Here is a 24,079-nt window from a genome sequence, read left to right as displayed (position 1 = left end):
CTTGTTCACGAACTCGTAGCCCTCGCCGGACTCGATCGGCTCGATCGCGATCTGGATCTTCGCGAACTGGCCGGAGCCACCGGTCTGCTTCTTGTGCGTGAAGTCGATACGCTCGACGGCCTTGCGGATCGTCTCGCGGTACGCGACCTGCGGCTTGCCGACGTTGGCCTCGACCTTGAACTCACGCTTCATACGGTCGACCAGCACCTCAAGGTGCAGCTCGCCCATACCCGCGATGATGGTCTGGCCGGTCTCCTCGTCCGTGTTGACCTGGAAGGACGGGTCCTCCTCGGCCAGGCGCTGGATGGCGGTACCGAGCCGCTCCTGGTCGCCCTTGGACTTCGGCTCGATCGCGACGCGGATGACCGGGGCCGGGAAGTCCATGGACTCCAGGATGACCGGGTGCTTCTCGTCGCTCAGGGTCTCGCCGGTGGTGGTCTGCTTGAGACCCATGACGGCGACGATGTCGCCGGCGCCCACCGAGTCGATCTCCTCACGCTTGTTCGCGTGCATGCGGTAGATCTTGCCGATGCGCTCCTTGCGGCCCTTCACCGCGTTGAGGACGGCGGTGCCGGCCTCAAGGCGCCCGGAGTAGATCCGGACGAAGGTGAGCTTGCCCAGGTGCGGGTCGGACATGATCTTGAACGCCAGAGCCGCGAGCGGCTCGTCGTCCGACGCCTTGCGGGAGATCTTGACCGTGTCGTCGCCGGGCTTGGTGCCCTCGATGGACTCGATGTCCAGCGGCGACGGGAGGTAGTTGACGACCGCGTCGAGCAGGGGCTGAACGCCCTTGTTCTTGAAGGCGGTGCCGCAGAAGATCGGCGTGAAGTCCGAGTTCAGCGTGCCCTTGCGGATCGCGGCGATCAGCAGCTCCTGGGGGACGTCCTCGCCCTCCATGGCGAGCTCCATCACCTCGTCGCTGACGGTCGACACGGTGTCCAGCAGCTTCTCGCGGTACTCCGCGGCCTGGTCGGCCAGCTCGGCCGGGATGTCGACGATGTCGTACATCTCGCCCTTGGCGGCCTCGGCCGTCCAGACCAGCGCCTTCATGCGGACCAGGTCGACAACGCCCTGGAAGTCCGACTCGGCACCGATCGGGAGCTGCATCACCAGCGGGGTCGCGCCGAGGCGCTCCACGATGGTGTCGACGCAGAAGAAGAAGTTCGCGCCCGTGCGGTCCAGCTTGTTGATGAAGCAGATGCGCGGGACGCCGTAGCGGTCAGCCTGCCGCCACACGGTCTCGGACTGGGGCTCGACACCGGCGACACCGTCGAACACCGTGACGGCACCGTCGAGGACGCGCAGCGAACGCTCCACCTCGACGGTGAAGTCGACGTGACCCGGGGTGTCGATGATGTTGATGGTGTTGTCGACGCCGTCGAGCGTCCAGTGACAGGTCGTCGCGGCCGACGTGATCGTGATGCCGCGCTCCTGCTCCTGCTCCATCCAGTCCATGGTGGCAGCGCCATCGTGGACCTCACCGATCTTGTACGAGACACCGGTGTAGAACAGGATCCGCTCGGTGGTGGTGGTCTTGCCCGCGTCGATGTGCGCCATGATCCCGATGTTGCGGACCCTGGCGAGGTCAAGGGAGGTTGCAGCCATGGTGGCTCGTTCTCTCTCTGTCTAGTGACGGGGTAGGGACTACCAGCGGTAGTGCGCGAAGGCCTTGTTGGACTCGGCCATCTTGTGAGTGTCCTCGCGACGCTTCACGGAAGCGCCCAGGCCATTGCTGGCGTCGAGGATCTCGTTCATCAGGCGCTCGGTCATGGTCTTCTCGCGACGGGCGCGGGAGTAACCGACCATCCAGCGCAGCGCCAGGGTGCTGGCGCGGCCCGGACGGACCTCGACCGGAACCTGGTAGGTCGCGCCACCGACACGGCGGGACTTGACCTCGAGGGCCGGCTTGACGTTCTCCAGCGCGCGCTTCAGCGCCACGACCGGGTCCGAGCCGGTCTTCTCACGGACGCCCTCAAGGGCGCCGTAGACGATCCGCTCGGCGGTGGAGCGCTTGCCGTGCAGCAGGATCTTGTTGACCAGCTGGGTGACGACCGGGGAGCCGTAAACCGGGTCGATGATGACCGGGCGCTTCGGGGCGGGGCCCTTACGAGGCATTCTTACTTCTCCTTCTTGGCGCCGTAGCGGCTGCGGGCCTGCTTGCGGTTCTTGACACCCTGGGTGTCAAGCGAACCGCGGATGATCTTGTAGCGGACACCAGGAAGGTCCTTCACACGACCACCGCGCACCAGCACGATGGAGTGCTCCTGCAGGTTGTGGCCCTCGCCCGGAATGTAAGCGGTGACCTCGATCCCGCTGGTGAGGCGCACACGGGCGACCTTGCGAAGCGCCGAGTTCGGCTTCTTCGGGGTGGTCGTGTACACACGCGTGCAGACCCCACGGCGCTGCGGGGAACCCTTCAGCGCGGGAGTCTTGTTCTTCTCGACCTTGTCCTGCCGGCCCTTTCGGACCAGCTGCTGGATCGTAGGCACCGTTTCTCCGTTTTCTGTGTGCCAAGGCTTGGTGGAACTAACCTGCGGTGTTCCCGTCGCACACGGCCCCGTGGTCGACCCACGCGGTCGGGTGTGTTGGGTTTATTCCGGCACGGAATCCCATGGGCTGCTGTACAGCGACGGCGCTCACGCGCGGCGCGCCGAAAAGGCGCTCCGGCTTGGCGCGGCGACCGGTGTGCATGCACGCACAAGGACCCGGGGACACCCCAGGCACAAGGTCAGAGCGTACCTAGCGCATCGGGCTCGGTCAAAACAAATGCAACGCCGCAGGTCGTGGCCTTCGGCCGGGTGTCGCCCGGGTGTCCCGCGCGCGGCCGCCCGGTGTCGGACCGCTCACCTGCTGCTCTACCACACCCCGGCGGGCGCCGCCACCGGAGCGGGCCTCCGGGTGGCCCGGCCGGCCGGCGCCCGGGTCACCCCGCGGCGACCACGGCCAGCATCAGCAGGGTCCAGGCCGCCGAGCCGATGTAGCCGAAGATCAGGCCGACCGTGGCCATCCCGTCGCCGTCCTCGTTGCGTTCGCGGATCTGGTTCTTGGCGATGTGGCCGGTGATCACGGCGGGCAGCCCGAGCCCGATCAGGCCGAGCACCAGGGAGGTCACGGCCATGCTGTTGGTGGGCCGCGCCGGGGGCAGCAGGGGCGGCGGCAGGAAGGTGGGCGGCACCTGGCCCACCGGCGTCATCGGCGTCATCATCGGGCCGGACGGCAGGTCGGCCACCAGCCGGGCGAGCTCGCCGTACGTCTGCGCGGCGCTCACCGCGTCGAAGCGCTGGCCGTACTCGTCGGCGGTGAGGCGGCCCTCGGCGTACGCGGCCTTCAGCACGTCGACCGTGCGGTCCCGGTCCGTGTGCGCCGCCCGCATCTGCGACTGGTGCACCTGCGCGGGCGGGCGCGACCTGGTGTACGGATCGGACGGCACCTGCGGTGACCCGGCCCCGTACCCGGGGCTCTGCTCGCCCCACGGCTGAACCGCCATCCGCCACCTCCGACACCCGGCGCCCAGCGCGCTCACTGCCTCTCATAGTGCAGGACGAACCGGGGCGCTGAGTAGTTGCCACTTTTCACGGCGGACTCCGCAACGTCCGGAACGGGGCCCGCACACCTCGGCAGGGTCACCCGTTCGGCCCAGACGCGCCGAAGATCATTAAGGTGGCGACAGCCCCGTCCCGGCGGTGGCAGGCTGTCGGCCGAACCACCCCTACCAGCACAGAGAAGGCCACCATGCAGGCGTCAGCGCCGCCGCCCTCCCCCACACCCGCCCCCAGCGCCCCCTCGGCCGTGAGCATCCAAGGCCTGTGGAAGCGCTTCGGCGCCCAGGCCGCGGTGGCCGGACTGAGCCTGGAGCTGCCGGCCGGGGCGTTCATCGGGCTGGTCGGCCCGAACGGCGCCGGCAAGACCACCACCCTGTCGATGGTCACCGGCCTGCTCCGGCCGGACCAGGGCACCGTCCTGGTCCACGGCTCCGACGTCTGGGCCGACCCGGTCGCGGTCAAGGCCCGGATCGGCATCCTGCCCGAGGGCCTGCGGATGTTCGAGCGGCTCAGCGGCCGCGAACTGCTCCAGTACAACGGCCGGCTGCGCGGCCTTCCCCGCGCCGAGGTGGACCGCCGGGCCGAGGAGCTGCTGGCCGTCCTCGACCTGGCCGGCGACGCCGACAAGCTGGTCGCCGACTACTCCACCGGCATGCGCAAGAAGATCGGCCTGGCCGCCGCGCTGCTGCACAACCCCGACGTGCTCTTCCTCGACGAGCCCTTCGAGGGCGTCGACCCGGTCTCCGCCCAGACCATCCGCGGGGTGCTCAAGCGGTACGCCGCGGCCGGCTGCACCGTCGTCTTCTCCAGCCACGTCATGGAGCTGGTCGAACAGCTCTGCGACTGGGTCGCCGTGGTCAACGCCGGCCAGGTGATCGCCCAGGGGCCGCTGGACGCCGTACGCGGCGAGCGCAGCCTGCACGAGGCCTTCCTGTCCCTGATCGGCGTGCGCGAGGACGACGTCCAGGCACTCGGCTGGCTCGGGAACGGCCGGATCGACGGCGCACCGGCCGGCGACGGGCACCCCGAGGGCGACCGGCTCGGGGGCGAGCAGCGGTGAGCTCCCCCCAGACCACCGGCGTCCGCGCCGTCCCCACCCCGGTGCCCGACGGCCGGACGGTGGTCCGCGCGCTCGTCGCGCTCAAACTCCGGCTGCTCCGCAACGGGCTGCGGCGCAGCCCCGGCCGGACCGCCGTCTACGTCATCGGCGCCGTGATCGGCCTGCTGTTCGCGGCCCTGGTCGCCCTCGGCATGGCACTGCTCAACGGGCACGACGGTGCCGGGGACGCGGGCGTGATGCTGACCGGCGTGCTCGCGATCGGCTGGGCCGCGCTGCCGCTGTTCCTCTTCGCCAGCGACGAGAGCTCCGACCCGACCCGGCTCACCATGCTGCCGCTGCGCCCCGGACCGCTGCTGCGCGGCTCGTTGCTGGCCGCGCTGATCGGGCCCGGGCCGCTGGTCGCGCTGGTGCTGCTCACCGGCGCCGCGCTGTCCGGCGCGGACGGCGCCGCCTCCGCGGTGGCCGCGCTGGCCGGCGTCCCGCTGGCCGTGGTCTGCCTGGTGACGCTCTCGCGCTCGGTCGCGGCCGGCAACGCCCGGCTGCTCTCCAGCCGGCGCGGCAAGGACTTCGCGATCTTCGGCGGCCTGCTCTTCGCGCTGCTCGTCCAGATCGCCAACCTCGGCTCGCAGAGCGTCTTCGGCAAGCCCGGCGAGCACGGCGTCGACCTCAGCCCGCTCGCGCCGATCGCCTCGGTGCTGCGCTGGGTGCCGCCGGTCAGCGCGGTGGACGCCGCCCGCACCGCCGGCGAGGGGCGCTACGGCCTGGCGCTGCTCCAGCTCGCCACCACCGCCGCCCTGCTGGCGCTGCTGTTTCGCTGGTGGCGGGCCAGCCTCCAGCAGCTGATGGTCACCGCGGACGCCTCCACCCTGGAGGTGGCGCGCGGGGTGCAGTCCTCCCGCGGCTGGCGCTTCCTGCCCGAAGGCCGGACCGGCGCGGTGATGCAGCGTCACCTCAGGTACGCCTGGCGGGAGCCGCGGGCCAAGGCCGCCGTCTTCACCAGCATCGGGATGACCGTGGTGCTCTGCGTGCTCTCGGTCGTCCAGGGCTGGTCCACCGTCTACCTGATCGCGGCGACCGGGCTGTTCCTCGGCCTGCAGATGGTCAACCTGTTCGGTATGGACGGCTCGGCCTTCTGGATGGTCGCCGCGACCCTGCTCACCCCCACCGACGCCCGGGACGAGCTGCGCGGGCGGGCCTACGCGGTGCTCTCGTACGCGGTGCCGGTGACCCTCGTGCTGGCCGTTCCGCTGGCCGGCGTCACCGGCGACTGGGCCGGCCTGGCACCGGCCGTCGGCCTGGCGTTCGCCCTGCTGGGCTGCGGCATCGCGATCGGCGCGGTGTTCAGCGTGCTGACGCCGTACACCATGCCGGCCGACAGCAGCCCGATGCGCAACGCCGCTCCCGGCCAGAGCGGCCTGGTGATGCTGAACAGCTTCGGCTCGATGTTCGGCGCCGCCCTGCTCGGCGCCCCGGTGGCCGGCTACCTCGGGTGGGCCCTGGTCACCGACGGCCCGGCCTGGCCGGTCCTCCTGCTCGGCCCGCTCTACGGCGTGCTGGTCGCCTTCCTCGGCCTGCGCCTCGCGGCCGGCCGCCTGCTGGAGCGGATCCCGGAGATCCTCGCCAAGACCGTCGAACGCTGACGGCCGCCGGGTGGGCCCGGGCCTCGGGGCCGGCCCACCCGTGCGGGGTGCTACTCCTCGTCGTCGCCCTCGTACTCCTCGTCGCCCGCGTAGACCTCGGTGCCGGGGATAGTGGTCCCGCCGTTGTAGATGGCGTTCTGGAGCTTCAAGGAGAGCTTGTAGAGCGGCTCCCATTCGGACTTGGAACCGAAGGCGTTCAGGGTGCTGCTCGTGGTGAGGGCCGTGAGGGTGTTCAAGCGGTCTTCGGCGGACTCCAGGGCCTTCAGCAGGCCGGAGCGTTCCTGAGCGATCTGCTCGTTTATCGAGAGCTGCTCACCCCCCAAGGCCTTCCGCTTCTCGGCTTCCGCCTGCTCGGTCTGCGCCGGGTCGGACGCGGCCACCACCCTGTACTGGCTGAGCCCGACTTCGACCCCGGTCACGTCCCGCGCCACCCGGTCGGGCTGCGCGAGGTCGACGTCAACGTACGAGTAGTACGACGTCAGATCGGTCACCCGGCTCAGCTGGGCGTCGGTCAGGGAGTTCTTGGCCTGGCGGTCCGGCTCGAACCGATCGGCCGCGTACGCCAGCAGCCAGAGGCCGGCCTCGTTGTCCTGCCCGGACAGGCCGGCCACCACGGCGTGCACGTCGGCACGGAACGGGACGGTACGGCCAACCGTCGAGCCCACATTCCGGGTCAGCAGCTTGTCCGTGATGAGCGCGATACCGCCCGCCACCGCGAGGGTCATCCGCGCGTCGAGATCGCCGCCGATGGCAGGCCGGACCAAGTCGGTGAAGCGGGAGGTCGGTACCGGCTCCCAGGACTTCTTGAGGACCTCGTCGGTGAGCACACCACCGTTGCCCCAGGCGTTGCGTGCCTGTTGGAGGACCGCCTTCTTCGCCGCACGCCACGGGAGGTCGACGATCGGGCCCAGTAGCTCCGCGAACCCGCGGAAGGTCATCGCCCGGGTGCCCTTGATATCCATCGCGTGGCGCTTCACCTCGCGGTAGAGCTCGGGCCGGGTCAGGGCGTGCACCAGGTAGACGGCTCGCCAGAGCGGTGACGGCGGGATCGCCCGGTCGCCGAACACCCGGGGCACCTGGCCAGGCTTGATCCGGCCGACCGCCAGATCCACGACCTCGGCCAGGTCCGCCGAGCCGGCGGCCCGCTTCACCGCGTTGGAGAGCAGCACCCGACGCAGCGCCCGGGACCCGACCTCGACGTTCTGCGCGGCCGCGTCCCAGCCCTTGAACTCCACGTGCACCGCGGCGAGGATGCTCCGCACCGCGTCGTCGAAGAGTTCGGTGTCCGGCAGGACACCACCTGGATAGGCTTGTAGTCCCACCGCGATCTGTGCCGGCACGACGAGCGTTTGCCCGATCCTCACCGCTCGGTCGGAGGGCGGATCGCCGAGCCCGCGCAGGAACTCGCCGCGGAGCTGCTCCAGCTCTTCCTGGCGCCCCAGTGCGTGCCGCTGGCTCAGGCTTCGCTCGGCCGCGTTCCGGCGGGTGGGCTTCTCGGCCAGCAGCAGGTCCGACGCGACCCGGGCGATCTCGTCCGGCTTGGCGTCGTCACCGGCGAGCAGGGCCCATGCGCTGGTGATCCGGGTGATGCCGTCCCGCACCACCAGCACGTTGATGCTCTCGGTTTCGTCCTTGAACTCCAGTCGGCAGGGGTGCGCGATCACCGCGCGGGTGATCCGTCGCGCGAGGATGGACTGGTCGTACGGGTTCGGATTGGCGTCCCGGGTGTAGACAATGGTCTGCTGCAGGTGGTCCCGCAGGTGCTGCAGGTTCTCGTATTCGTATGCCACCGTGGCGAGTGGCCGGCCGGCCGTCTGCCCCTCAGCAGGGTCCAGGACCCCTCGGACGACCGGGTCCGGAACCGGCAGCGCCTCCTGCCCGGTCCTGGGCTGAAGGCCTGGGATGAGCTCGGTGAGCCAGGCCCGCGCGTGGATGGAGCGCAGGGTCGCGCCCTCGACATGCTCCTCGATCAGCGCGGAGGCCAGACCGGTCTGCGTGCGCAGCTGCGCGGCGATGGCTTCGGGGTGGACGACGGCACGGGCCACCGCGTGCCAGCCGTTCTCGTCGAGGGCCGTCCCGGGGTCGGCGAGGCCGGCCCGGACCAGCCTGCCGCGGGCGGTCGCGGAGGAGGGCTCCGGGAGCTGACGCTCGAAGCCGCTGATGGTGAACTCCTCGCCCTTGAGGACGAAGTTCAGGCTCTCCGGCCCGCGCGGCCCCGGCAGCGTCGGATGGCCGGTCTCCTGCCCGGAACGGCCTGGCTCCTTGAATCCAATGGATGCAGTCACAGCAATCCCTTCATCTGTCGGGCTGATTGGGTTGAAGTCCTGGGATCTATGACATGGCCTTTGCCGTCGGGCGGCGGTACAGTGATGACGTGGTCCGGGCGACTGTGAACGCTGTCGCCAGGTCTGCTTTTACGAACCCCGGCCAAGTGCCGGGGTTTCGTCGTCTCGGGCCGGATTCAGACCCGCTCGGGGCCGTGCGCCTTGGCCAGATGAGTCGGGTACCAGTGGTGCATGAAGGCCCGCCTGGGAGCCCGGAGCAACCGCTGGAACGCGGTGTAGGCGACGAGGTCGGCGAACTGGATGAGCTGGCTCTCGTGCGCCGGAGCGAACCCGAGTCCGGTGATCCGGGCAGGCCGCACCTCGTCGAACACGGCCTGGTACAGCGGATTGGTGCCGTCGCCGTCGATCACCAGCCGCCCGTACTCCCTGGCCGCCTCCAACTGCGCATCGATCCGCCGAAGCGTCCCGGTGAAGGCTTCGTTCATGAGCCGGCGGTACCTGAGGGGCCGGTGGGCGAAGACCGCGCCCACGGACAGGTCGGGCTGGGCGTCGAGCAGGTCGAGCATGTGCTGGGCGATGTGCTTGCGATGCATCGGCGCCAGCTCCTTGCCCCCGGGGCGGCCGTGACCCGTGAGGAACTTGGTCGCGTGCAGCTCGAACTCGACCGGGATGCCGTACTCGGCCAGCAGCCCGGCCCGGAACGCGTCGATCTCGTCGACGAACCGCGCCTCGTCCGAGGCCGGTACGCCCATCCAGGCATAGAGCCAGATCCCCTGGTCGTGCGCGCCCGAGTCGTCGAGGTAGAAGTGCCGGTCCACCGGCTGCTGGTGCATGAAGGGAGGCCCCCACCGCGAGCCATTGGCCTCGTCCGACACCTGTCGGGGCCCTCCCCACGCTCTCGCGTTCGCGGGGACACGTCGGCTCATCAACGCGCTACGTCACTCCGACGACGACGTGGCCGGACCCGCTCTCGATCGAGCGGCCCGCCGTGTCGGACGACGTTCGCAAGATCAGTGCGGAGCCAGTGCACAGAGGCGCCCGGGACGATTCCCAGGCACCGGCCGCATGCAATCACCGGAGGGCTCGCTCTCCGGTGATCCTACTACTGGGAGTAGTAGATGGGCATCGCCTAAACCTGGCCCAGGTAACGAAACTGACGGAATATTGAATTCCGGATAGCGCGGCATCGCTCCTCGCCGGCCAGGCAGCCCGGCGGGTTCCGGGGCGACCTCCGGCATCATGGGCAGGAGGCTGTCCTGACCGCAGGGCGGGTACGAGGAGAGCGGACGACACCGTGGGCAAGCGCAGGCAGCAGGGCCAGGCCGGGGCGGACGGCGGCGCCGGACCGCTGCTGGCGCAGGCGGTGGGCGCGGTGCTGACGGCGCCGGACGAGCGGCTGGACCTCGCACTGGACACCGGGGCCTCGCTGCTGGCGGCGTCGCCCGCCCAGTGGCCGGCGGTGAGCCGGGCGCTGCTGGCGCACGCGGACACCGCGGTCGGGCGGTGCTGGTCGGCGGGGTGGCGGCCGGCCGATCTGGTCCGGGTGGTACGGCGGGAGCTGAAGCCGGTCCACCTGGCGCTCTCGGTGGACCTGATCGCCGCCGAGGGGCGGCGCCACCCGGCGGCGGCCCTGGACCGGCGCTGGCAGGAGCAGCTGCGCGAGCTGGAGGCCGGGGTCTGGTGGCAGGGCGACGAGGCGTACCTGGCCGCCTTCGCGCACCGGCACCGGCTGGACCGCTTCGCGCTGGCCACCGCGGTGCTGGAGCTGCTGCGGTCCTGGGGGCGGCTGCCCCCGATCGCCCCGGTCGGCCCGGCGCCCGGGGTGGGGGTACCTCCCGGCCGCCAGGCTGGGGGCGCGCCCCGCGACAGCCGGCCGTCGTCCGGGCCGGTGCCCGGCGAGCCCCGGATGCTCTCCCGGATCCGGGCGCTACTGGCGAAGGCCGAGTCCACCGAGTACCCGGACGAGGCCGAGGCGCTGACCGCCAAGGCCCAGCAGCTGATGGCCCAGCACAGCATCGACGAGGCGCTGCTGGCCGTCGCCGGCGCGGACCGCAACGCCCCGGCGTCGCTGCGGATCGGCGTGGACAACCCGTACGAGGGCCCGAAGACGATGCTGCTGGACGCGGTGGCGGCGGCCAACCGGTGCCGGGTGGTCTGGGCCAAGGAGTTCGGCTTCTGCACCATCATCGGCTTCGACGCGGACCTGGACGGCGTCGAGCTGCTCTACACCTCGCTGCTGGTGCAGGCCACGCACGCGATGAACAAGGCCGGCTCGCGCCAGCACCTGGATGGCGCCTCGCGCACCAAGGCGTTCCGGCACTCCTTCCTGGTGGCGTACGCGGCCCGGATCCGCGAGCGGCTGGTCGCCGCCACCGAGCGGGCGACCAGCGACGCGGCGGCCGGCCGGCACCTGCGCGAGGACGGCACCGCGGAGCAGCTGGTGCCGGACGAGCGGCTGCTGCCCGCGCTGGCGGCCCGGACCGAGGCAGTGGACCACGAGGTGGGGCGGATGTTCCCGAAGCTGGTCTCGCAGCGGGTCCGGGTGAGCGACGGCGAGGGCTGGGCGGCCGGCCGCGCCGCCGCCGACCGGGCCGCGCTGCACGGCCGGGCCGGTGAGATCCGGCCCTGAGCGGCGCGGGCCCGGGCCGGGAGGGCGCCCGGCCCGGGCCGGCGAGGGGCGGCGCGGCCGCCCCGGCCTGATAGAACGGACTCCGGCACGAGCGGAGGGGGAACGGTGGCGGTGACGGAGTCGGGGTACCAGGACCGGGTGCGCGGGGCGCTGCTCGGCGGGGCTGTCGGGGACGCCCTGGGCTGGCCCGTGGAGTTCCAGCAGCTGCACCAGATCCGGGACCAGCGCGGCCCGGCCGGCGTGACCGGGCTGCCGTCCGGCGGCCGGATCGCCGAGGTCACGGACGACACCCAGATGACGCTGTTCACCGCCGAGGGCCTGATCCGCGGTTTCGTCCGGGGCTGGTCCGGTGGCGGCGGCTCGGTGCCGGAGGCCGTCCACGGCGCCTACCGGCGCTGGCTGCTGACCCAGAGCCAGGGCGCGCCGGACCAGCAGCCGCTCCCCCGCCCGTACGACGGCTGGCTGCTGCGCCAGCCGTTCCTGTACGCGCGGCGGGCGCCGGGCAACGCCTGCCTGAGCGGGGTGTCGTACCACCCGGAGTTCGAGGCGCCGGCGCCGTTCGGGCAGCCGGGGCCGATCAACGCGCACTCCAAGGGGTGCGGCACGGTGATGCGCTCGGCACCGTTCGGGCTGGCCCGGCTGGGCTCCGAGCAGTCCTTCGGGCTGGCCGCGCAGTGCGCGCAGCTCACCCACGGGCACCCGACCGGCTACCTGGCGGCAGGCGCCTTCGCGGCACTGGTGGAGCGGCTGGCGGACGGCGTGGAGCCGTGGGCGGCGGTCGGGCAGACCGTCGACCAGACCCGGGAGTGGCCGGCGTCCAACGAGACCGTCCAGGCGCTGGCCCGGGCCGTGCGGGTGGCCGAGGAGTCCGAGCCGTCGGCGGAGGCGGTGGAGCGGGTCGGGCTCGGCTGGATCGCCGAGGAGTGCCTGGCCATCGCGGTGTACTGCCTGCTGGCCGCCGCCTCCGGGCCGGACCCGGCCCGGACGGCGCTGCTGCTCTCGGTGAACCACTCCGGGGACAGCGACTCCACCGGCGCGGTCTGCGGCAACCTGGTCGGCGCGGCCTACGGCGCCGCCGCCCTCCCGGCCGCCTGGACCGAGGCGGTGGAGGGCAACGAGACGCTGCTGCGGGTGGCGGACGACCTGCTGGTGCTGTTCGGCAGCCGGGAGCCGGCCCACCCGGCGCTCGGCGGCCGCTACCCGGCCTGGTAGGCCGGGCCGGCCGGTGGACCGGTCCCCGGTGACGGGCCGTCGCCCCGCCCGGTGACCCCACGGTCCTGCGTCCGGCCGGTGTTCAGCGCGCCTGCGGGTCGGTGACCTGGCCGAGGAAGAGCGGCCGGCCGGTGGCGGTGTCCCGGATCAGGAACAGGAACGGCCGGTCGATGTGCAGCTCGGCGGGCTGCTTCGGGGCCGCCGCACCCGCCGCCTCCAGGCCGACGCCGCTGCCGGCGGCGGCCACCGTGCCCTCCTCGTCCACCTCGATGGTGGCCTTCTGGACGACCGTGCCGATCTTCAGCCGCTCGTTCGCGCCGGGCCCGGGGATGCCCCCGAGGTCGGCGGCGTCGAACGCGGCGTTCACGCCGAGCGCGCGCAGCGTCGGGGTCAGCTCGTTGGCCGTGTCGAAGTGGAACCGCGGCAGCGTCAGGTCGACCGACCGCTCGGCGAGTTCGCCCAGGATGCGGGTCAGCTGGGCCTGGTCCAGGCCCTTGACGAAGCCCGCGAAGCCGCCCTGCGCGGGCACCAGCAGGTCCATCGCCAGCCCGCCGTCCGCGTACGGGAGCTCGACGGCCTGCCAGGGCTCGCCGAGGATCCCGCCGGAGCCCTCGGCGTAGCGGAAGGTGCCGCTCTGGCGCATCGTGCTGACGGCGGGGGCCGAGCCGTCCAGGCGGTGGAACGGCTTGTCGGCGGTGTACCCGGCCTTGAACGGGGAGGCCCACTTCGCCTTGAGGTAGAGCGCGTCGGTGAGCGCCAGCCGGGTGTCCTCGTTGACGGCCTTCTCGCCGAAGAGGTTCTTGATCCGGCCTTCGGTGGCCTTCTCCACGGCCGCGTTGACGGCCTTGCGGGCGCCCTCCGGGTCCTTCCTGAAGTCGGCGGTGTGCACGCCGGTGTCGAAGGCGGCGGCGAGGGTGGCCAGGTAGTCCTGGTTCAGCGGGAAGCCCTGCTGGGCCCAGAGGTCGTCGGACTGCCGCAGGGCCAGCCCGTCGGTGGGCGGGAGGGGGCGGTCGAGGGCGCCGGTGGCGAGGGCGTACTGCTGCGGGGCGAGCTCGGTGTGCAGGGCCTTGGCGAGCTCGTCGGCGGTGGTGCCGCGGGCGCCGGGCAGCACCATGGCGAGCACGGTGGCCAGGCCGGAGGGCGAGAGCACGACGTTGCGGCCGGCCTGGCCGGGGTCGGCGGTGAGGGTGTGCAGGAGGTCCAGGCCGAAGGCGTTGGTGGCGGCCGCGGTCGCGGCGACCTGGGCCGGGTCGGCCGGCGGCGGCGAGGCGGGCGCGGAGGCGCGGACGACGACGGGTGCGGCGGCGCCGGTGGAGCCGCAGCCGGTGAGCAGCGGCGCGGCGAGCGCGGCGGTGAGGGTCGCGGTGAGGAGCAGGACCGCCGGGCGGGGGCCGGTCCGGTCGGTTCGACTGTTCATGGCGGTTCGACGCGCCCCCTGCCCGGACGGTTCCGTCCGGGCAGGGGGCGCCGGCAGGGCCGCGGTGCCGTGATCGTCTTCCGCAGGGATCTCCGGCGGGAATCAGTGCTGCGCGGCGGGGTGCAGCGCGCTCAGTCCCAGAGCGCGCCGAGCGCCAGCAGCTCGTCCCGGTACTCGATCCGCTCCACCCAGTCCGCCGGCCAGGCCGCCTCCCCGTGGTGGGCACCGGCGAAGGCGCCGGTCAGGCAGGCGATCGAATCGGAGTCGCCGGAGGAGTACGCGGCCCGGCGGACGGCGGCCACCGGGTCGTCCGGGAGCAGGAGGAAGCAGAGCAGGCCGGTGGCGAGCGCCTCCTCGGCGATCCAGCCCTCGCCGGTGGCCAGGCACGGGTCCGCCTCGACGTCGGGCGCGGCGAGCGCCGCGTCCAGCCGGGCGAGGATGCCGAGGCACTCGTCCCAGCCCCGTGCGATGAACTGCTCCGCCGAGTGGTCGTGGGCGTGCGCCGCGAGGTCTCCGAGCCAGGACTCGTCGTACCGGGTGCGGTTGGCCAGCGCGTACGCCCGCAGGACGGGCACCAGCCCGGCGGGCGGCAGGCCCTCGGCGAGCTTGCGGACGGCGTACGCGGTGAGGTCGCTGGCCGCGAGCGCGGTGGGGTGGCCGTGGGTGAGTGCGGACTGCAGCTGGGCGGCGCCCGCCAGCTGCCGGGTGTCAAGCTCGCGGACCAGGCCGATCGGGGCGACCCGCATGTTGGCGCCGCAGCCCTTGGAGCCGATGTCGCTGGCCTCCTGCCAGCGGCGGCCGTCGGAGAGCCGCTGGCAGGAGCGCATGCAGGTGCCGCCGGGGGCGCGGTTGTTCTCGGGCGAGCGCCACCAGTCGACGAACTCCTCGCGCAGTGGCCGCTCCAGGCGCAGCGGGCCGAGCGGCCCGCGCTCCAGGGCGGTGCGCAGGCCGCGGCCGAGGGCGAGCGTCATCTGGGTGTCGTCGGTGACCAGCGCCTTCTCGGGGAGCGGGAGTTCACGCCAGTGCTCGCAGTACTGGGCGATGTGCTCGATCTCGTCGAACTCGGTGCGGTGACCCAGCGCGTCCCCGATCGCCAGCCCCAGCAGTGCACCCGTCGCCTTGCCCATTGTTCGGCTCCCCCCGGCCCTCTCAGGCCTCGACCAGCAGTTCCTCCAGCCCCCGGATCACGTAGCCCGGGCGCCACCCGGGCTCGCGGACCAGCCGCAGGCCCGGCGCCCGGCGCAGCAGTGCGCCGTACGACTCGGTGAGCTCCAGTCTGGCAAGCGGAGCGCCGAGGCAGAAGTGGATTCCGGCACCGAAGGTGATGTGCGGGTTGTCGGTGCGGCCCAGGTCGAGCCGGTCCGGGTCGGCGAAGCGGGCCGGGTCGCGGTTGGCGGAGCCGAAGAGCAGCGCGATCTCGGAGCCTCGGGGGATGGTGACGCCGCGTACCTCGACGTCCTCCAGCACCCAGCGCTCGAACATCTGCAGCGGGGTGTCCCAGCGCATCAGTTCCTCGACGGCGGTGGGCAGCAGCTCGTCCACCGAGCCGCGCAGCCGGGCCAGTTCGTCCGGGTTGCGGAAGAGGGCCCACCAGCCGTTGCCGGTGGTGTTGACGGTGGCCTCGTGGCCGGCGTTGAGCAGCAGGACGCAGGTGGAGACCATCTCCTGTTCGCTCAGCGCGTCCGAGCCCTCCTGGGCCTGGATCAGGGCGCTGATCAGGTCGGTGCCCGGCGCGGCCCGGCGCTCGCGGATCAGTGCCCGCAGGTAGTCGGAGAACTCGACGCTCGCGGTGACGGCCCGGCGGGCGGTCTCCTCGGTCGGGTTGAGCTCGAACATGCCGGTGATGTCGGCGGACCACGGCCGCAGCAGGTGGCGGTCGGACTCCGGGACGCCGAGCATCTCGGCGATGACCGCGACCGGCAGCGGCTCGGCGACGGCGGAGACCAGGTCGCCGCCGCCGGCCGCGAGCAGCCCGTCGACCAGCTCGCCGGCGAGGCGCTGCACGGTCGGGCGCAGCCCCTCGACCATGCGCGGGGTGAAGGCCTTGGAGACCAGCCGCCGGATCCGGGTGTGGTCGGGCGCCTCCAGGTCGAGCAGCCCGTTGTCGTTGAGCGTGTGGAACGGCTCGTGCGCCGGGTCGGGCGCGGGCCGCCCGAACTCCTCGTGCGTGAACCGGTGGGTGTACGTGCGCCCGAGCCGCCGGTCCCGCAGCAGCGCGCTGACGTCCTCGTACCGCGAGACCAGCCACTGGCCGGTCGGCTCGTAGTACGTCACCGGGGCGTGCTCGCGCAGTTCGGCGTACGCGTCGTACGGGTGGGCCACGAACTCCGCCGACCAGGGGTCGAACTTCGCCGTCGTCGTCATCGGTCGATCACTCCAGGCCGTGAGGGGGTAGCCGGAGTGATCATCGTACGCACGCGGCCTGTCCGGTTTAAGCCCCTTCGGGCCGCGGCCGCGGCAGGGCCCGAACCGGACAGGACCGCCCGCGCCCGCTACACGTAACGGGCCACCAGCCGGCGGACCAGCGCCGGGAGCGCGGTGGAGATCGGCTCGCGGATCACCTCGGACGCCGCCTCGTCGAACGCTGTGGACTCGCCGTTCACGATGATCAGGCGGGCCCCGGTCTTCAACGCGTTCAACGGCAGCGCGGCCACCGGGAAGACCTGGAGGCTGGTCCCGACGGCGATGAAGACGTCGCAGGCCTTGGAGATCGCGTCGGCCTGCTCCAGCACCACCGGGTCGAGGTTCTCGCCGAACATCACCGTGCGGGGCTTGAGGACGCCCCCGCACTCCCGGCAGGGCGGGTCCGGCTCACCGGCCGCCACCCGCTCCAGCACCTCCTCCGTCGGGCCGACCGCCCGGCAGTCCACGCACTGCACCTCCCGCGCGGTGCCGTGCAGTTCGAGCACCTTGCGGGCGGTCTGCCCGGCCCGCTGGTGCAGGCCGTCGACGTTCTGGGTGAGGACCCGCACCGGCAGCCCGCTGCGCTCCAGCCCGACCAGGGCCCGGTGCCCGGCGTTGGGCACGGCGGCCAGCGCCCCCGCGTCCCGGCGCATCAGCCAGGCCCGCCGGCGGACGTCCGGGTCGGCCAGGTACGGGCCGATGGTGACCAGCTCCTGGGCCTTCGGGTCGCGCTGCCAGAGGCCGTTCGGGCCGCGGTAGTCGGGGATGCCGGAGTCGGTGGAGATCCCGGCGCCGGTGAGGACGGCGATCAGCGGGCGCTTCGCGTTCATGCCCCGGACGGTACGGGCCCGTGCTCCCGGGCCGCCACCGAAAATCCCGTGCGCAGCGTCAACTCCAGCCGCACACTGGCCCGGTCGCCCGTACGAACACCGAAGGAGCCCCGTGCAGGGAGCCGTCACCGTCTCGCCCGCCCAGATCCCCGAGCTGCTGCTCGGGCTGGCCACCGTCCGGCCGGTCTTCCTCTGGGGCGCTCCCGGGATCGGCAAGTCCTCCCTGGTCCGGGCGTTCGCCGACTCGCTCGGACTGGAGTGCGTGAGCCTGGTCGGCACCCAGCTCGCCCCGGAGGACCTGATCGGCGTCCCGCAGCTCACCCCGGAGGGCCGCTCCCGGTTCTGCCCGCCCGAGCACATCGCCCGCGACGAGCCGTACTGCCTCTTCCTGGACGAACTCAACGCGGCCACCCCGGACGTCCAGAAGGCCTTCTACTCGCTGATCCTGGACCGCCGGATCGGCTCCTACGAGCTGCCGCCCGGCTCCATCGTGATCGGCGCCGGGAACCGTGCGACCGACGGCGCGCTCGCCCGGCCGATGGCGTCCGCACTGGTCAACCGCCTGGTCCACGTCCATCTGCGGGCCAGCGCGGAGGACTGGCTGGGCTGGGCGGCGGGATCCGGCATCCACCCGTGGGTGACGGACCACCTCACTGACCGGCCCGACCACCTCTGGTCCGCGCCGCCGAAGAGCGAGGAGCCGTTCTCCACCCCGCGCGCCTGGCACATGCTCTCCGACGCGCTGCACTCCTTCGGGCCCACCCTGGACGAGGAGACCCTCAAGGTGGTCGCGCACGGGCTGCTCACCCCGCAGCACGCGGTGGCCTTCTGCGGGTACGCCAAAATCGTCCGCAACGCGTACGGGCTGGAGGCGATCATCAGGGGCGACGCCCGCTGGCCGCACCGGCCGGAGGACCGCGACCTGCTCTACTACCTCGCCGACGCCTTCCGCGGCCGGCTGGTCAAGGAGCTGCCCGCCCGCAAGGAGCACGCCTCCGGGGCGCTGCGGGAGACGGCGTACCGGTCCAAGTCGCTGCTGGTGCAGCTGGCCGAGATCTCGGTCGAGGTCGCCCAGACGGTGATCGCCGACGGGCCGGACGGCAATCCGGTGCTGCCGTCCTGGTTCCTGATCGAGGCCGCCCGGGACATGCCCCGCCTCGTCGAGGCCCGCCGGTGAAGGCCTCGGCCGGGAAGCAGCAGGCCCGCCCCGACCCGGCCACCGAGGCCTTCGACGCCGGCCGCGCACTGCTCCGCCGCAACCGCGCCTTCGCCGCGCTGGACGCCACCGTCTGCCGCTCGGAGACCTGCACCGTCTTCCCGGCCGACGGCTGGGCGGTGACCGACTCGCACGGCGTCGTCCACGTCAACCCGCGCCGCCGTGCCGAACCCGCCGAGTGGGCCTGGGTGCTGGCGCACTGCCTGCTCCACCTCGGCTTCGGCCACCTGCCCGCCGCCCGGGGCCGACGGGTCCAGCCCGACGCGTACGAGGCGGCCGCCCGCTGCGCGGTCGTCAACCGCTTCCTCGCCGGCTTCCCGACGGGCCGGGCCCCCGTCCCCCTGCCCGCCGTCCACCCCGGCGGCGACGAGGAGGAGCTGGCCGCCCGCTGGCGCCGCGACGGCCTGCCGCCCGGCGCCGCGGCCACCGGCACCGCCGGCCACGGTGTCGACCAGCTGCTGACCGAGTGGCAGAGCACCCGGAAGCAGCCGGAGGACTGGAGCACCGCCTTCGCCGCCGCCCTCACCCGGGCCATGTCCGCCGCCATGGACCTGGCCGGCGGCCGGGTCGACGCGGAGACCGGCGAGCGGCTGCCCGAACGCCCGTGGACCACCGCGCTCAACTGGTTCATCTCCTCCTACCCGCTGCTCGGCGGCATCGCGGCCGGCCTCACCCTGGTCGCCGACGCCGAACTCGCCCGCGCCCACGACATCACCGTCGCCGCCGTCAACACCGAGGCCGGCGAGATCTACCTCAACCCGCTGCGGCGCTTCACCGGCGAGGAGTGGCGCTTCATCCTCGGCCACGAGATGCTGCACGCCGCGCTGAAGCACGGCGAACGCCGGGGCGGGCGCGACCCGTTCCTGTTCAACGTGGCCGCCGACTACGTCATCAACGGCTGGCTGCTGGAGATGGGCGTCGGTGAGATGCCCGAAGGGCTGCTGCACGACCCCCTGCTGAAGGGGCTGTCGGCCGAGGAGGTCTACGACCGGATCGCCCGCGACCAGCGCCGGATCCGCAGGCTGGCCACCCTCGCCGGCAAGAACCGTCCGGACATCCTGGGCGAGCCGCTCGACCGCGGCCCGCGCGACTACGTCGACCTGGACGACTTCTACCGGCGCGGACTCCAGCAGGGGTTCGTCATGCACCAGCGCGAACGCGGACTGCTCCCGGCCGGACTGGTCGAGGAGATCCGCGCACTCGCCCACCCGCCGCTCCCCTGGGACGCCCGACTCGCCCGCTGGTTCGACGAGTTCGTCCCCTCGCCGGTGCCGGTGCGCAGCTACTCCCGCCCGGCCCGGCGGCAGGCCGCCACCCCGGACATCCCGCGGGCCGGCCGCCACCACCCGCCCGAGGAGGTGCCGCGCTGCACCTTCGGCGTGGTGCTGGACACCTCCGGCTCGATGAGCCGCGTCCTGCTCGGCAAGGCGTTGGGCGCGATCGCCTCCTACGCCGCCGCCCGGGACGTCACGGCGGCCCGGGTGGTGTACTGCGACGCCGCGCCGTTCGACGCCGGGTACGTGCCGGTCGCCGAGATCGCCGGGCGGGTCCGGGTCCGGGGGCGCGGCGGGACGGTCCTCCAGCCCGGCGTGGACCTGCTGGAGCGGGCCGAGGACTTCCCGCCCGGCGCGCCCGTCCTGGTCATCACCGACGGCGGGTGCGACGTGCTGCGCGTGCGGCGCGAGCACGCCTACCTCGTCCCGCAGGGCGCCGTCCTGCCGTTCACCCCGCGCGGGCCGGTCTTCCGGATGCGCTGACGCGGGCCGGGGCGCCGCCCCGCCCCGGCGGGGGCGGCCGGCCCGTCCTGCCGCGGTGTTCAGGCGACCGCCGGGCGCCGGGCCCCGCCGAAGCCGGCCAGCGGCGCCAGCGCCACCAGGAACAGCACCGCGGCCGGCGGGATCAGCGCCAGGTCGGCCGCCGTCATCGCGACGCCGCACAGCACCAGCACCGGGCTCCACCAGCGCAGCGTGCGCGCCGGGCCCACCGAGGCGGCGACCAGCAGCGCCAGCAGTCCGACGTAGAACAGCAGCGGTCCCACCGAGTAGAAGGCCGGCAGTACCCCCGGCCGGCTCTGGATGCTGTCGAACAGCCGGTGCTGGTCCGCCTTGTCGACGGCCACCGCCCCGACGTACAGGTCGATGCCGATCTGCACCACCGAGGCCGCGAGGCCCGCGAAGGCCACCCCCGCGAGCGTGCCGGCGCCGACCCGGCCCGCCGTGCCGCGCGGCGAGAGCCGCCCGTGCAGGGCCGCGAGCACCGGGCCGAACAGCAGCAGCCCGGCCAGCATCAGGCTGTGGCCGACCAACCAGCCGGCGCCCGGGTCGCGGGAGCCGTCCAGCAGCCGGATGCCGCCGTACAGCGCCATCAGAGCGGGGCCGCCGGCGATGGCGTACGGGGTGAGGCGCTCGCGCTTCGTGCTGTCCACGGGTGTTCTCCGGTCTGCGGGTTCCGATTCCGACACCCCAGATGCTGTCGGCCGGCCCCTTCGTCGCGGATCGCCCGCACCGGCGAACCCGCCGCCTCCCCCGTGCGGGGGAGACGCCGGCGCGCCCGGCCTCAGCCCTCCCCCGCGACGACCGCCCCCGCCTCGTACGCGAACACCACCGCGTGCACCCGGTCCCGCAGCCCCAGCTTGCTCAGCACATTGCTGACGTGCGTCTTCACCGTGTGCTCGCTCACCACCAGCTCGGCCGCGATCTCCGCGTTGGAGAGCCCGCGCGCCAGCAGCCGCAGCGTCTCCTGCTCGCGCGCCGTCAGCTGCTCCAGCAGCCGGGACGGCGCCCGCACGCCCTGCGCCGGCTGCGCCGCCCCGCCCGGCCGTCGCGCGGCGAACTCCCCGATCAGCCGCCTCGTCACCGACGGCGCCAGCAGCGCCTCCCCGGAGGCCACCATCCGCACGCCGTGCGCCAGGTCGTCCCGCCGGACATCCTTGAGCAGGAACCCGCTGGCCCCCGCGTACAGCGCGTCGAAGACGTAGTCGTCGATGTCGAAGGTGGTCAGCATGATCACCTTGGTGGCCGGGTACTCCGCGCAGACCCGGCGGGCCGCCTCCAGACCGTCCATCACCGGCATCCGGACGTCCAGCAGCAGCACGTCCGGGCCGTGCTCGCGCACCGCCGCGATCGCCTCGACGCCGTCGCAGGCCTCCGCGACCACCTCGATGTCCGGCTGCGCGTCCAGGATCATCCCGAACCCGGCCCGCACCAGCTCCTGGTCGTCCGCGACGACCACCCGTATCGGCGTCATCCGCCCACCCTCTCCGCCAGGCCCGCTGCACCCACCGGCAGCCGGGCGCTCACCAGGAAACCCCTGCCCTCCGGACCGGGACCGGCCTCGGCCCGCCCGCCGCAGGCCGCCGCCCGCTCCCGGATGCCGACCAGCCCGCGCCCGCCGGACCAGTCGCTGACCGTGCGGTCCGCGCGCGGCCGTACGCCGTGCCCGTCGTCGGAGACCACGACCTCCAGCTCCTCCCCCGCCCGGACCACCCGCACCGAGGCACCGGAGGCGCCGGAGTGCTTCACCGTGTTGGTCAGCGCCTCCTGGACGATCCGGTACGCCGCCGCCTCCACGTCGGCCGGCAGCGGCCCGTCGAAGCTCCCCAGGTCCAGCTCCACCCGCAGGCCGGCCCCGCGCACCCGCTCGGCGAGCGCCGCCAGCTCGGCCAGCCGCGGCTGCGGCGCCAGCTCCGGCGCCGCGCCCTCCTCCTTCAGCACGCCGAGCACCCGCCGCAGCTGCACCATCGCGTCACGGCCCGAGTCGGCGATGGTGTCGAACGCCTTGATCGCCCGCTCCGGACTGCTGTGCACCACCAGCGGCCCCGCCTCCGCCTGGATCACCATCAGCGAGACGGCGTGCGCCAGGATGTCGTGCATCTCCCGGGCGATCCGGGCCCGCTCCTCCGCCACCGCCCGCGCCGCGTCGCTGGCCGCCCGCCGGCCGGCCTCCCGCGCCCGCTCCGACTCCACCAGCGCGAGCCGGCGCAACTCGCGCACCAGCGAGCCGAACACGAAGGTGCCGACGGTCAGCAGCAGGCTGAAGAACGCCCCGTTCACCGAGTGGGTGCCCAGGATGTTGGAGACGACCAGGATCACCAGCAGCAGCCCGCGCTGCCAGTCCCGCGCCCGGTCCGCCACCGTGTAGATGGTGAGCACCGCGTACACCGGGATCTGCGGCATCACCGAGTGGGCGACCACCGACACCGGGACGGACGCCAGACCGCTGAGCGCGGCCACCGTCAGCGGCGCCCGGCGGCGCCACGGCAGCGGCAGGGCCGTGCAGAGCGCCATCAGAAAGACCCACCAGGGCCACGCCCTGTCGTCGTTGAGGACCGCCCAGCCCGAGACCCCGGCCGAGAACAGTGCCAACGGCACGTCCAGCACGTACGGGTTCACCCCGGCCAGCCGGCTCCGCCAGCGCGCCACCAGCCCCATCACCGCTCCTCCCCCGGGTGCGGGGAGGGCGTCCCCGCGGAGAAGATCATGCCCCACCGGGACGACCACCGGCGCGCGGCGCTCAGCCATGGGCGACCGTCACGCCCCCGGTCTCCGTCCGCGCCAGGATGCTGTGCTGCGCCCCCGGCTGCCGGGGTACCGTCACGTCGACCCCGCCCGTGCCCGCACTCGCGTCCACCGCGTAGGCGTCCCCGGCGGGGACCTTGAGCCGCACCCCGCCGGTCTGCGCCCGCGCCTCGACCTTCCCCGGGGCGGTGGCGAACGACGCCTCGATACCGCCCGTCCCGGTCCGCAGCAGCGCCGTCGGCGAGGTCAGCCCGCTCGCCTCCACCCCGCCGGTGGAGACCGTCGCCTCCACCTCGCCCGCCAGCCCGGCCAGCTTCACCCCGCCGGTCTCGGCGGTCACCCGCACCTTGGTCCCGGCCGGCACGTCCACCTCGTACCCGATCCCGCAGTTCTCGCAGTCGTACGTCAGCGTCAGCGTGCCGTCCTTCAGCTCGTGGCTGCTCCGCGGGGCCTCGCCGTGGAAGCTCTGGTGCTCGGACACCTTCACCGCGCCCCCGCCCCCGCGCACCGTGACCCCGCCGGTGTGCCCGGCGATCACCAGCTCCCGCACCGACCCGGACACCCCGTAGGCGACGTCCCGCCGCTGCTCGTCGTCCCCGGCCCAGCACCCCGACATTCCGAGCAGTACCGCCCCGGTGATTGCCGCCGCCCCCAGTACCCGCTTCATTTCCGGCTCCCCTCCAACGTTGGTTCCTCCGACGCCGAGAAGCCTCCCCCGCCACCCCGGGCTCCACCTCGCCCGCCCGGGCGGTTTCCCCGGCTCCCTCGCACGGGGGAGCCGGGGAGCCCGAAGACCCGGGAAACGCCGAAGGGCCCGGAGGCTAGATGCCTCCGGGCCCTTCGATTTGTAGCGGGGACAGGATTTGAACCTGCGACCTCTGGGTTATGAGCCCAGCGAGCTACCGAGCTGCTCCACCCCGCGTCGGTAAACACGACTCTACGCGACCTTGCCCGGGAAACCTAATCGGTTTCACCTCGGCCCGGATCCACGGCGGCGCCGGCCCGGAAACGCCGCCGGGCGGCCACCCCGTGAGGGGTGACCGCCCGAGCGGTTGGTGCCCGGCGGCGAGCACCGGAGCTGACTCAGCCGGTGTACGGGCCGTAGTCGTAGTCGTCCAGCGGGACCGCCTGGCCGGAGCCGGCGCCGAAGGGCGACAGGTCGTAGTCGTCGTAGCCGACGGCCGAGTACATGGCGGCCTTGGCCTCCTCGGTCGGCTCGACCCGGATGTTGCGGTAGCGGGGCAGACCCGTACCGGCCGGGATGAGCTTACCGAGGATGACGTTCTCCTTGAGGCCCAGCAGCGGGTCCGACTTGGCGTGGATCGCCG

General features: G+C 73.1%; 21 protein-coding genes and 1 tRNA gene. 6 read left to right on the top strand and 16 right to left on the bottom strand.

Going from position 1 to position 24,079, the window contains the following annotated elements; all coding sequences use genetic code 11:
• From fusA to C2142_RS22845, 4 genes are all read right to left on the bottom strand, one after another.
• A partial coding sequence (gene fusA, locus C2142_RS22860) for an elongation factor G (protein ID WP_241002728.1) occupies positions 1 to 1,605 on the bottom strand: 1,605 nt, incomplete at its 3' end.
• A gap of 39 nt (positions 1,606 to 1,644) precedes the next feature.
• Entirely contained in the window at positions 1,645 to 2,115 is a 471-nt protein-coding gene (gene rpsG / locus C2142_RS22855) for a 30S ribosomal protein S7 (protein WP_148644378.1), read from the bottom strand.
• 2 nt (positions 2,116 to 2,117) lie between these two features.
• Positions 2,118 to 2,489, bottom strand: coding sequence for a 30S ribosomal protein S12 (gene rpsL, locus C2142_RS22850; protein ID WP_014144289.1), 372 nt, complete (start codon positions 2,487 to 2,489; stop codon positions 2,118 to 2,120).
• A 434-nt stretch (positions 2,490 to 2,923) separates the two neighbouring features.
• On the bottom strand, positions 2,924 to 3,487 hold the full coding sequence (locus C2142_RS22845; RefSeq protein WP_241002727.1) for a DUF1707 and DUF4190 domain-containing protein: 564 nt from the start codon (positions 3,485 to 3,487) through the stop codon (positions 2,924 to 2,926).
• 245 nt (positions 3,488 to 3,732) lie between these two features.
• On the opposite strand from C2142_RS22845, the gene C2142_RS22840 reads away from it, so the two are divergent.
• Together C2142_RS22840 and C2142_RS22835 are read left to right on the top strand one after the other, a co-directional pair.
• Positions 3,733 to 4,602 (top strand): ABC transporter ATP-binding protein, encoded by an 870-nt coding sequence (locus C2142_RS22840; RefSeq protein ID WP_148644377.1) that lies wholly within the window; start codon positions 3,733 to 3,735, stop codon positions 4,600 to 4,602.
• Complete coding sequence (locus C2142_RS22835; RefSeq protein WP_148644376.1) at positions 4,599 to 6,242, top strand: transporter; 1,644 nt, start codon at positions 4,599 to 4,601, stop codon at positions 6,240 to 6,242. Before C2142_RS22840 ends, C2142_RS22835 begins: the two co-directional genes overlap by 4 nt.
• 50 nt (positions 6,243 to 6,292) lie before the next feature.
• On the opposite strand, the gene C2142_RS22830 is transcribed toward C2142_RS22835, so the two are convergent.
• Together C2142_RS22830 and C2142_RS22825 are read right to left on the bottom strand one after the other, a co-directional pair.
• On the bottom strand, positions 6,293 to 8,527 hold the full coding sequence (locus tag C2142_RS22830; protein WP_148644375.1) for a hypothetical protein: 2,235 nt from the start codon (positions 8,525 to 8,527) through the stop codon (positions 6,293 to 6,295).
• 176 nt (positions 8,528 to 8,703) lie between these two features.
• Complete coding sequence (locus C2142_RS22825; RefSeq protein WP_162002523.1) at positions 8,704 to 9,360, bottom strand: DUF3800 domain-containing protein; 657 nt, start codon at positions 9,358 to 9,360, stop codon at positions 8,704 to 8,706.
• Between the two features lie 461 nt (positions 9,361 to 9,821).
• Between C2142_RS22825 and C2142_RS22820 the strand changes: the two genes are divergently transcribed.
• Together C2142_RS22820 and C2142_RS22815 are read left to right on the top strand one after the other, a co-directional pair.
• Positions 9,822 to 11,156 carry a DUF2786 domain-containing protein gene (locus C2142_RS22820; RefSeq protein ID WP_241002726.1) on the top strand — a complete coding sequence of 445 codons (1,335 nt, stop codon included), beginning with the start codon at positions 9,822 to 9,824 and terminating at the stop codon, positions 11,154 to 11,156.
• Positions 11,157 to 11,267: 111 nt separating this feature from the next.
• Positions 11,268 to 12,368: an ADP-ribosylglycohydrolase family protein gene (locus C2142_RS22815; protein WP_148644373.1), complete on the top strand. Its 1,101-nt coding sequence runs from the start codon at positions 11,268 to 11,270 to the stop codon at positions 12,366 to 12,368.
• Positions 12,369 to 12,450: 82 nt separating this feature from the next.
• Here the strand turns inward: C2142_RS22815 and C2142_RS22810 are convergent, their stop codons facing one another.
• The 4 genes from C2142_RS22810 to C2142_RS22795 form a co-directional block, all read right to left on the bottom strand.
• The gene (locus C2142_RS22810) at positions 12,451 to 13,785 is read right to left on the bottom strand and encodes a serpin family protein (protein WP_148644372.1); all 1,335 of its coding nucleotides are present in this window, start codon (positions 13,783 to 13,785) and stop codon (positions 12,451 to 12,453) included.
• 131 nt (positions 13,786 to 13,916) lie between these two features.
• A complete protein-coding gene (locus C2142_RS22805; protein WP_148644371.1) occupies positions 13,917 to 14,912 on the bottom strand; it encodes an ADP-ribosylglycohydrolase family protein in 996 nt (331 codons plus the stop codon).
• A gap of 22 nt (positions 14,913 to 14,934) precedes the next feature.
• Complete coding sequence (locus C2142_RS22800) at positions 14,935 to 16,149, bottom strand: cytochrome P450 (protein WP_148644370.1); 1,215 nt, start codon at positions 16,147 to 16,149, stop codon at positions 14,935 to 14,937.
• Positions 16,150 to 16,277: 128 nt separating this feature from the next.
• Positions 16,278 to 17,018 carry a Sir2 family NAD-dependent protein deacetylase gene (locus C2142_RS22795; RefSeq protein WP_148644369.1) on the bottom strand — a complete coding sequence of 247 codons (741 nt, stop codon included), beginning with the start codon at positions 17,016 to 17,018 and terminating at the stop codon, positions 16,278 to 16,280.
• A gap of 112 nt (positions 17,019 to 17,130) precedes the next feature.
• Between C2142_RS22795 and C2142_RS22790 the strand changes: the two genes are divergently transcribed.
• A complete protein-coding gene (locus tag C2142_RS22790) occupies positions 17,131 to 18,195 on the top strand; it encodes a MoxR family ATPase (protein ID WP_148644368.1) in 1,065 nt (354 codons plus the stop codon).
• Positions 18,192 to 19,991 (top strand): hypothetical protein, encoded by a 1,800-nt coding sequence (locus C2142_RS22785; RefSeq protein WP_148644367.1) that lies wholly within the window; start codon positions 18,192 to 18,194, stop codon positions 19,989 to 19,991. Before C2142_RS22790 ends, C2142_RS22785 begins: the two co-directional genes overlap by 4 nt.
• A 59-nt stretch (positions 19,992 to 20,050) precedes the next feature.
• Here C2142_RS22785 and C2142_RS22780 read toward each other — a convergent pair whose 3' ends face one another.
• From C2142_RS22780 to C2142_RS40215, 6 genes are all read right to left on the bottom strand, one after another.
• Entirely contained in the window at positions 20,051 to 20,659 is a 609-nt protein-coding gene (locus C2142_RS22780) for a hypothetical protein (RefSeq protein ID WP_148644366.1), read from the bottom strand.
• Between the two features lie 131 nt (positions 20,660 to 20,790).
• A complete protein-coding gene (locus tag C2142_RS22775) occupies positions 20,791 to 21,480 on the bottom strand; it encodes a response regulator transcription factor (RefSeq protein ID WP_148644365.1) in 690 nt (229 codons plus the stop codon).
• Positions 21,477 to 22,664: a histidine kinase gene (locus C2142_RS22770; RefSeq protein ID WP_148644364.1), complete on the bottom strand. Its 1,188-nt coding sequence runs from the start codon at positions 22,662 to 22,664 to the stop codon at positions 21,477 to 21,479. Before C2142_RS22770 ends, C2142_RS22775 begins: the two co-directional genes overlap by 4 nt.
• Before the next feature lie 82 nt (positions 22,665 to 22,746).
• On the bottom strand, positions 22,747 to 23,418 hold the full coding sequence (locus C2142_RS22765) for a DUF4097 family beta strand repeat-containing protein (protein ID WP_148644363.1): 672 nt from the start codon (positions 23,416 to 23,418) through the stop codon (positions 22,747 to 22,749).
• 181 nt (positions 23,419 to 23,599) lie between these two features.
• Positions 23,600 to 23,673, bottom strand: a tRNA-Met gene (locus tag C2142_RS22760).
• Between the two features lie 161 nt (positions 23,674 to 23,834).
• Positions 23,835 to 24,079 (bottom strand): hypothetical protein (locus tag C2142_RS40215; RefSeq protein ID WP_241002725.1); only part of this gene is annotated, 245 nt, incomplete at its 5' end.

The organism is Streptomyces sp. CB01881, from assembly GCF_002953255.1.
GTDB lineage: Bacteria > Actinomycetota > Actinomycetes > Streptomycetales > Streptomycetaceae > Kitasatospora.
Note: the sequence above shows the minus strand (reverse complement) of the source record. Positions and strands in the feature narration are given on the sequence as shown.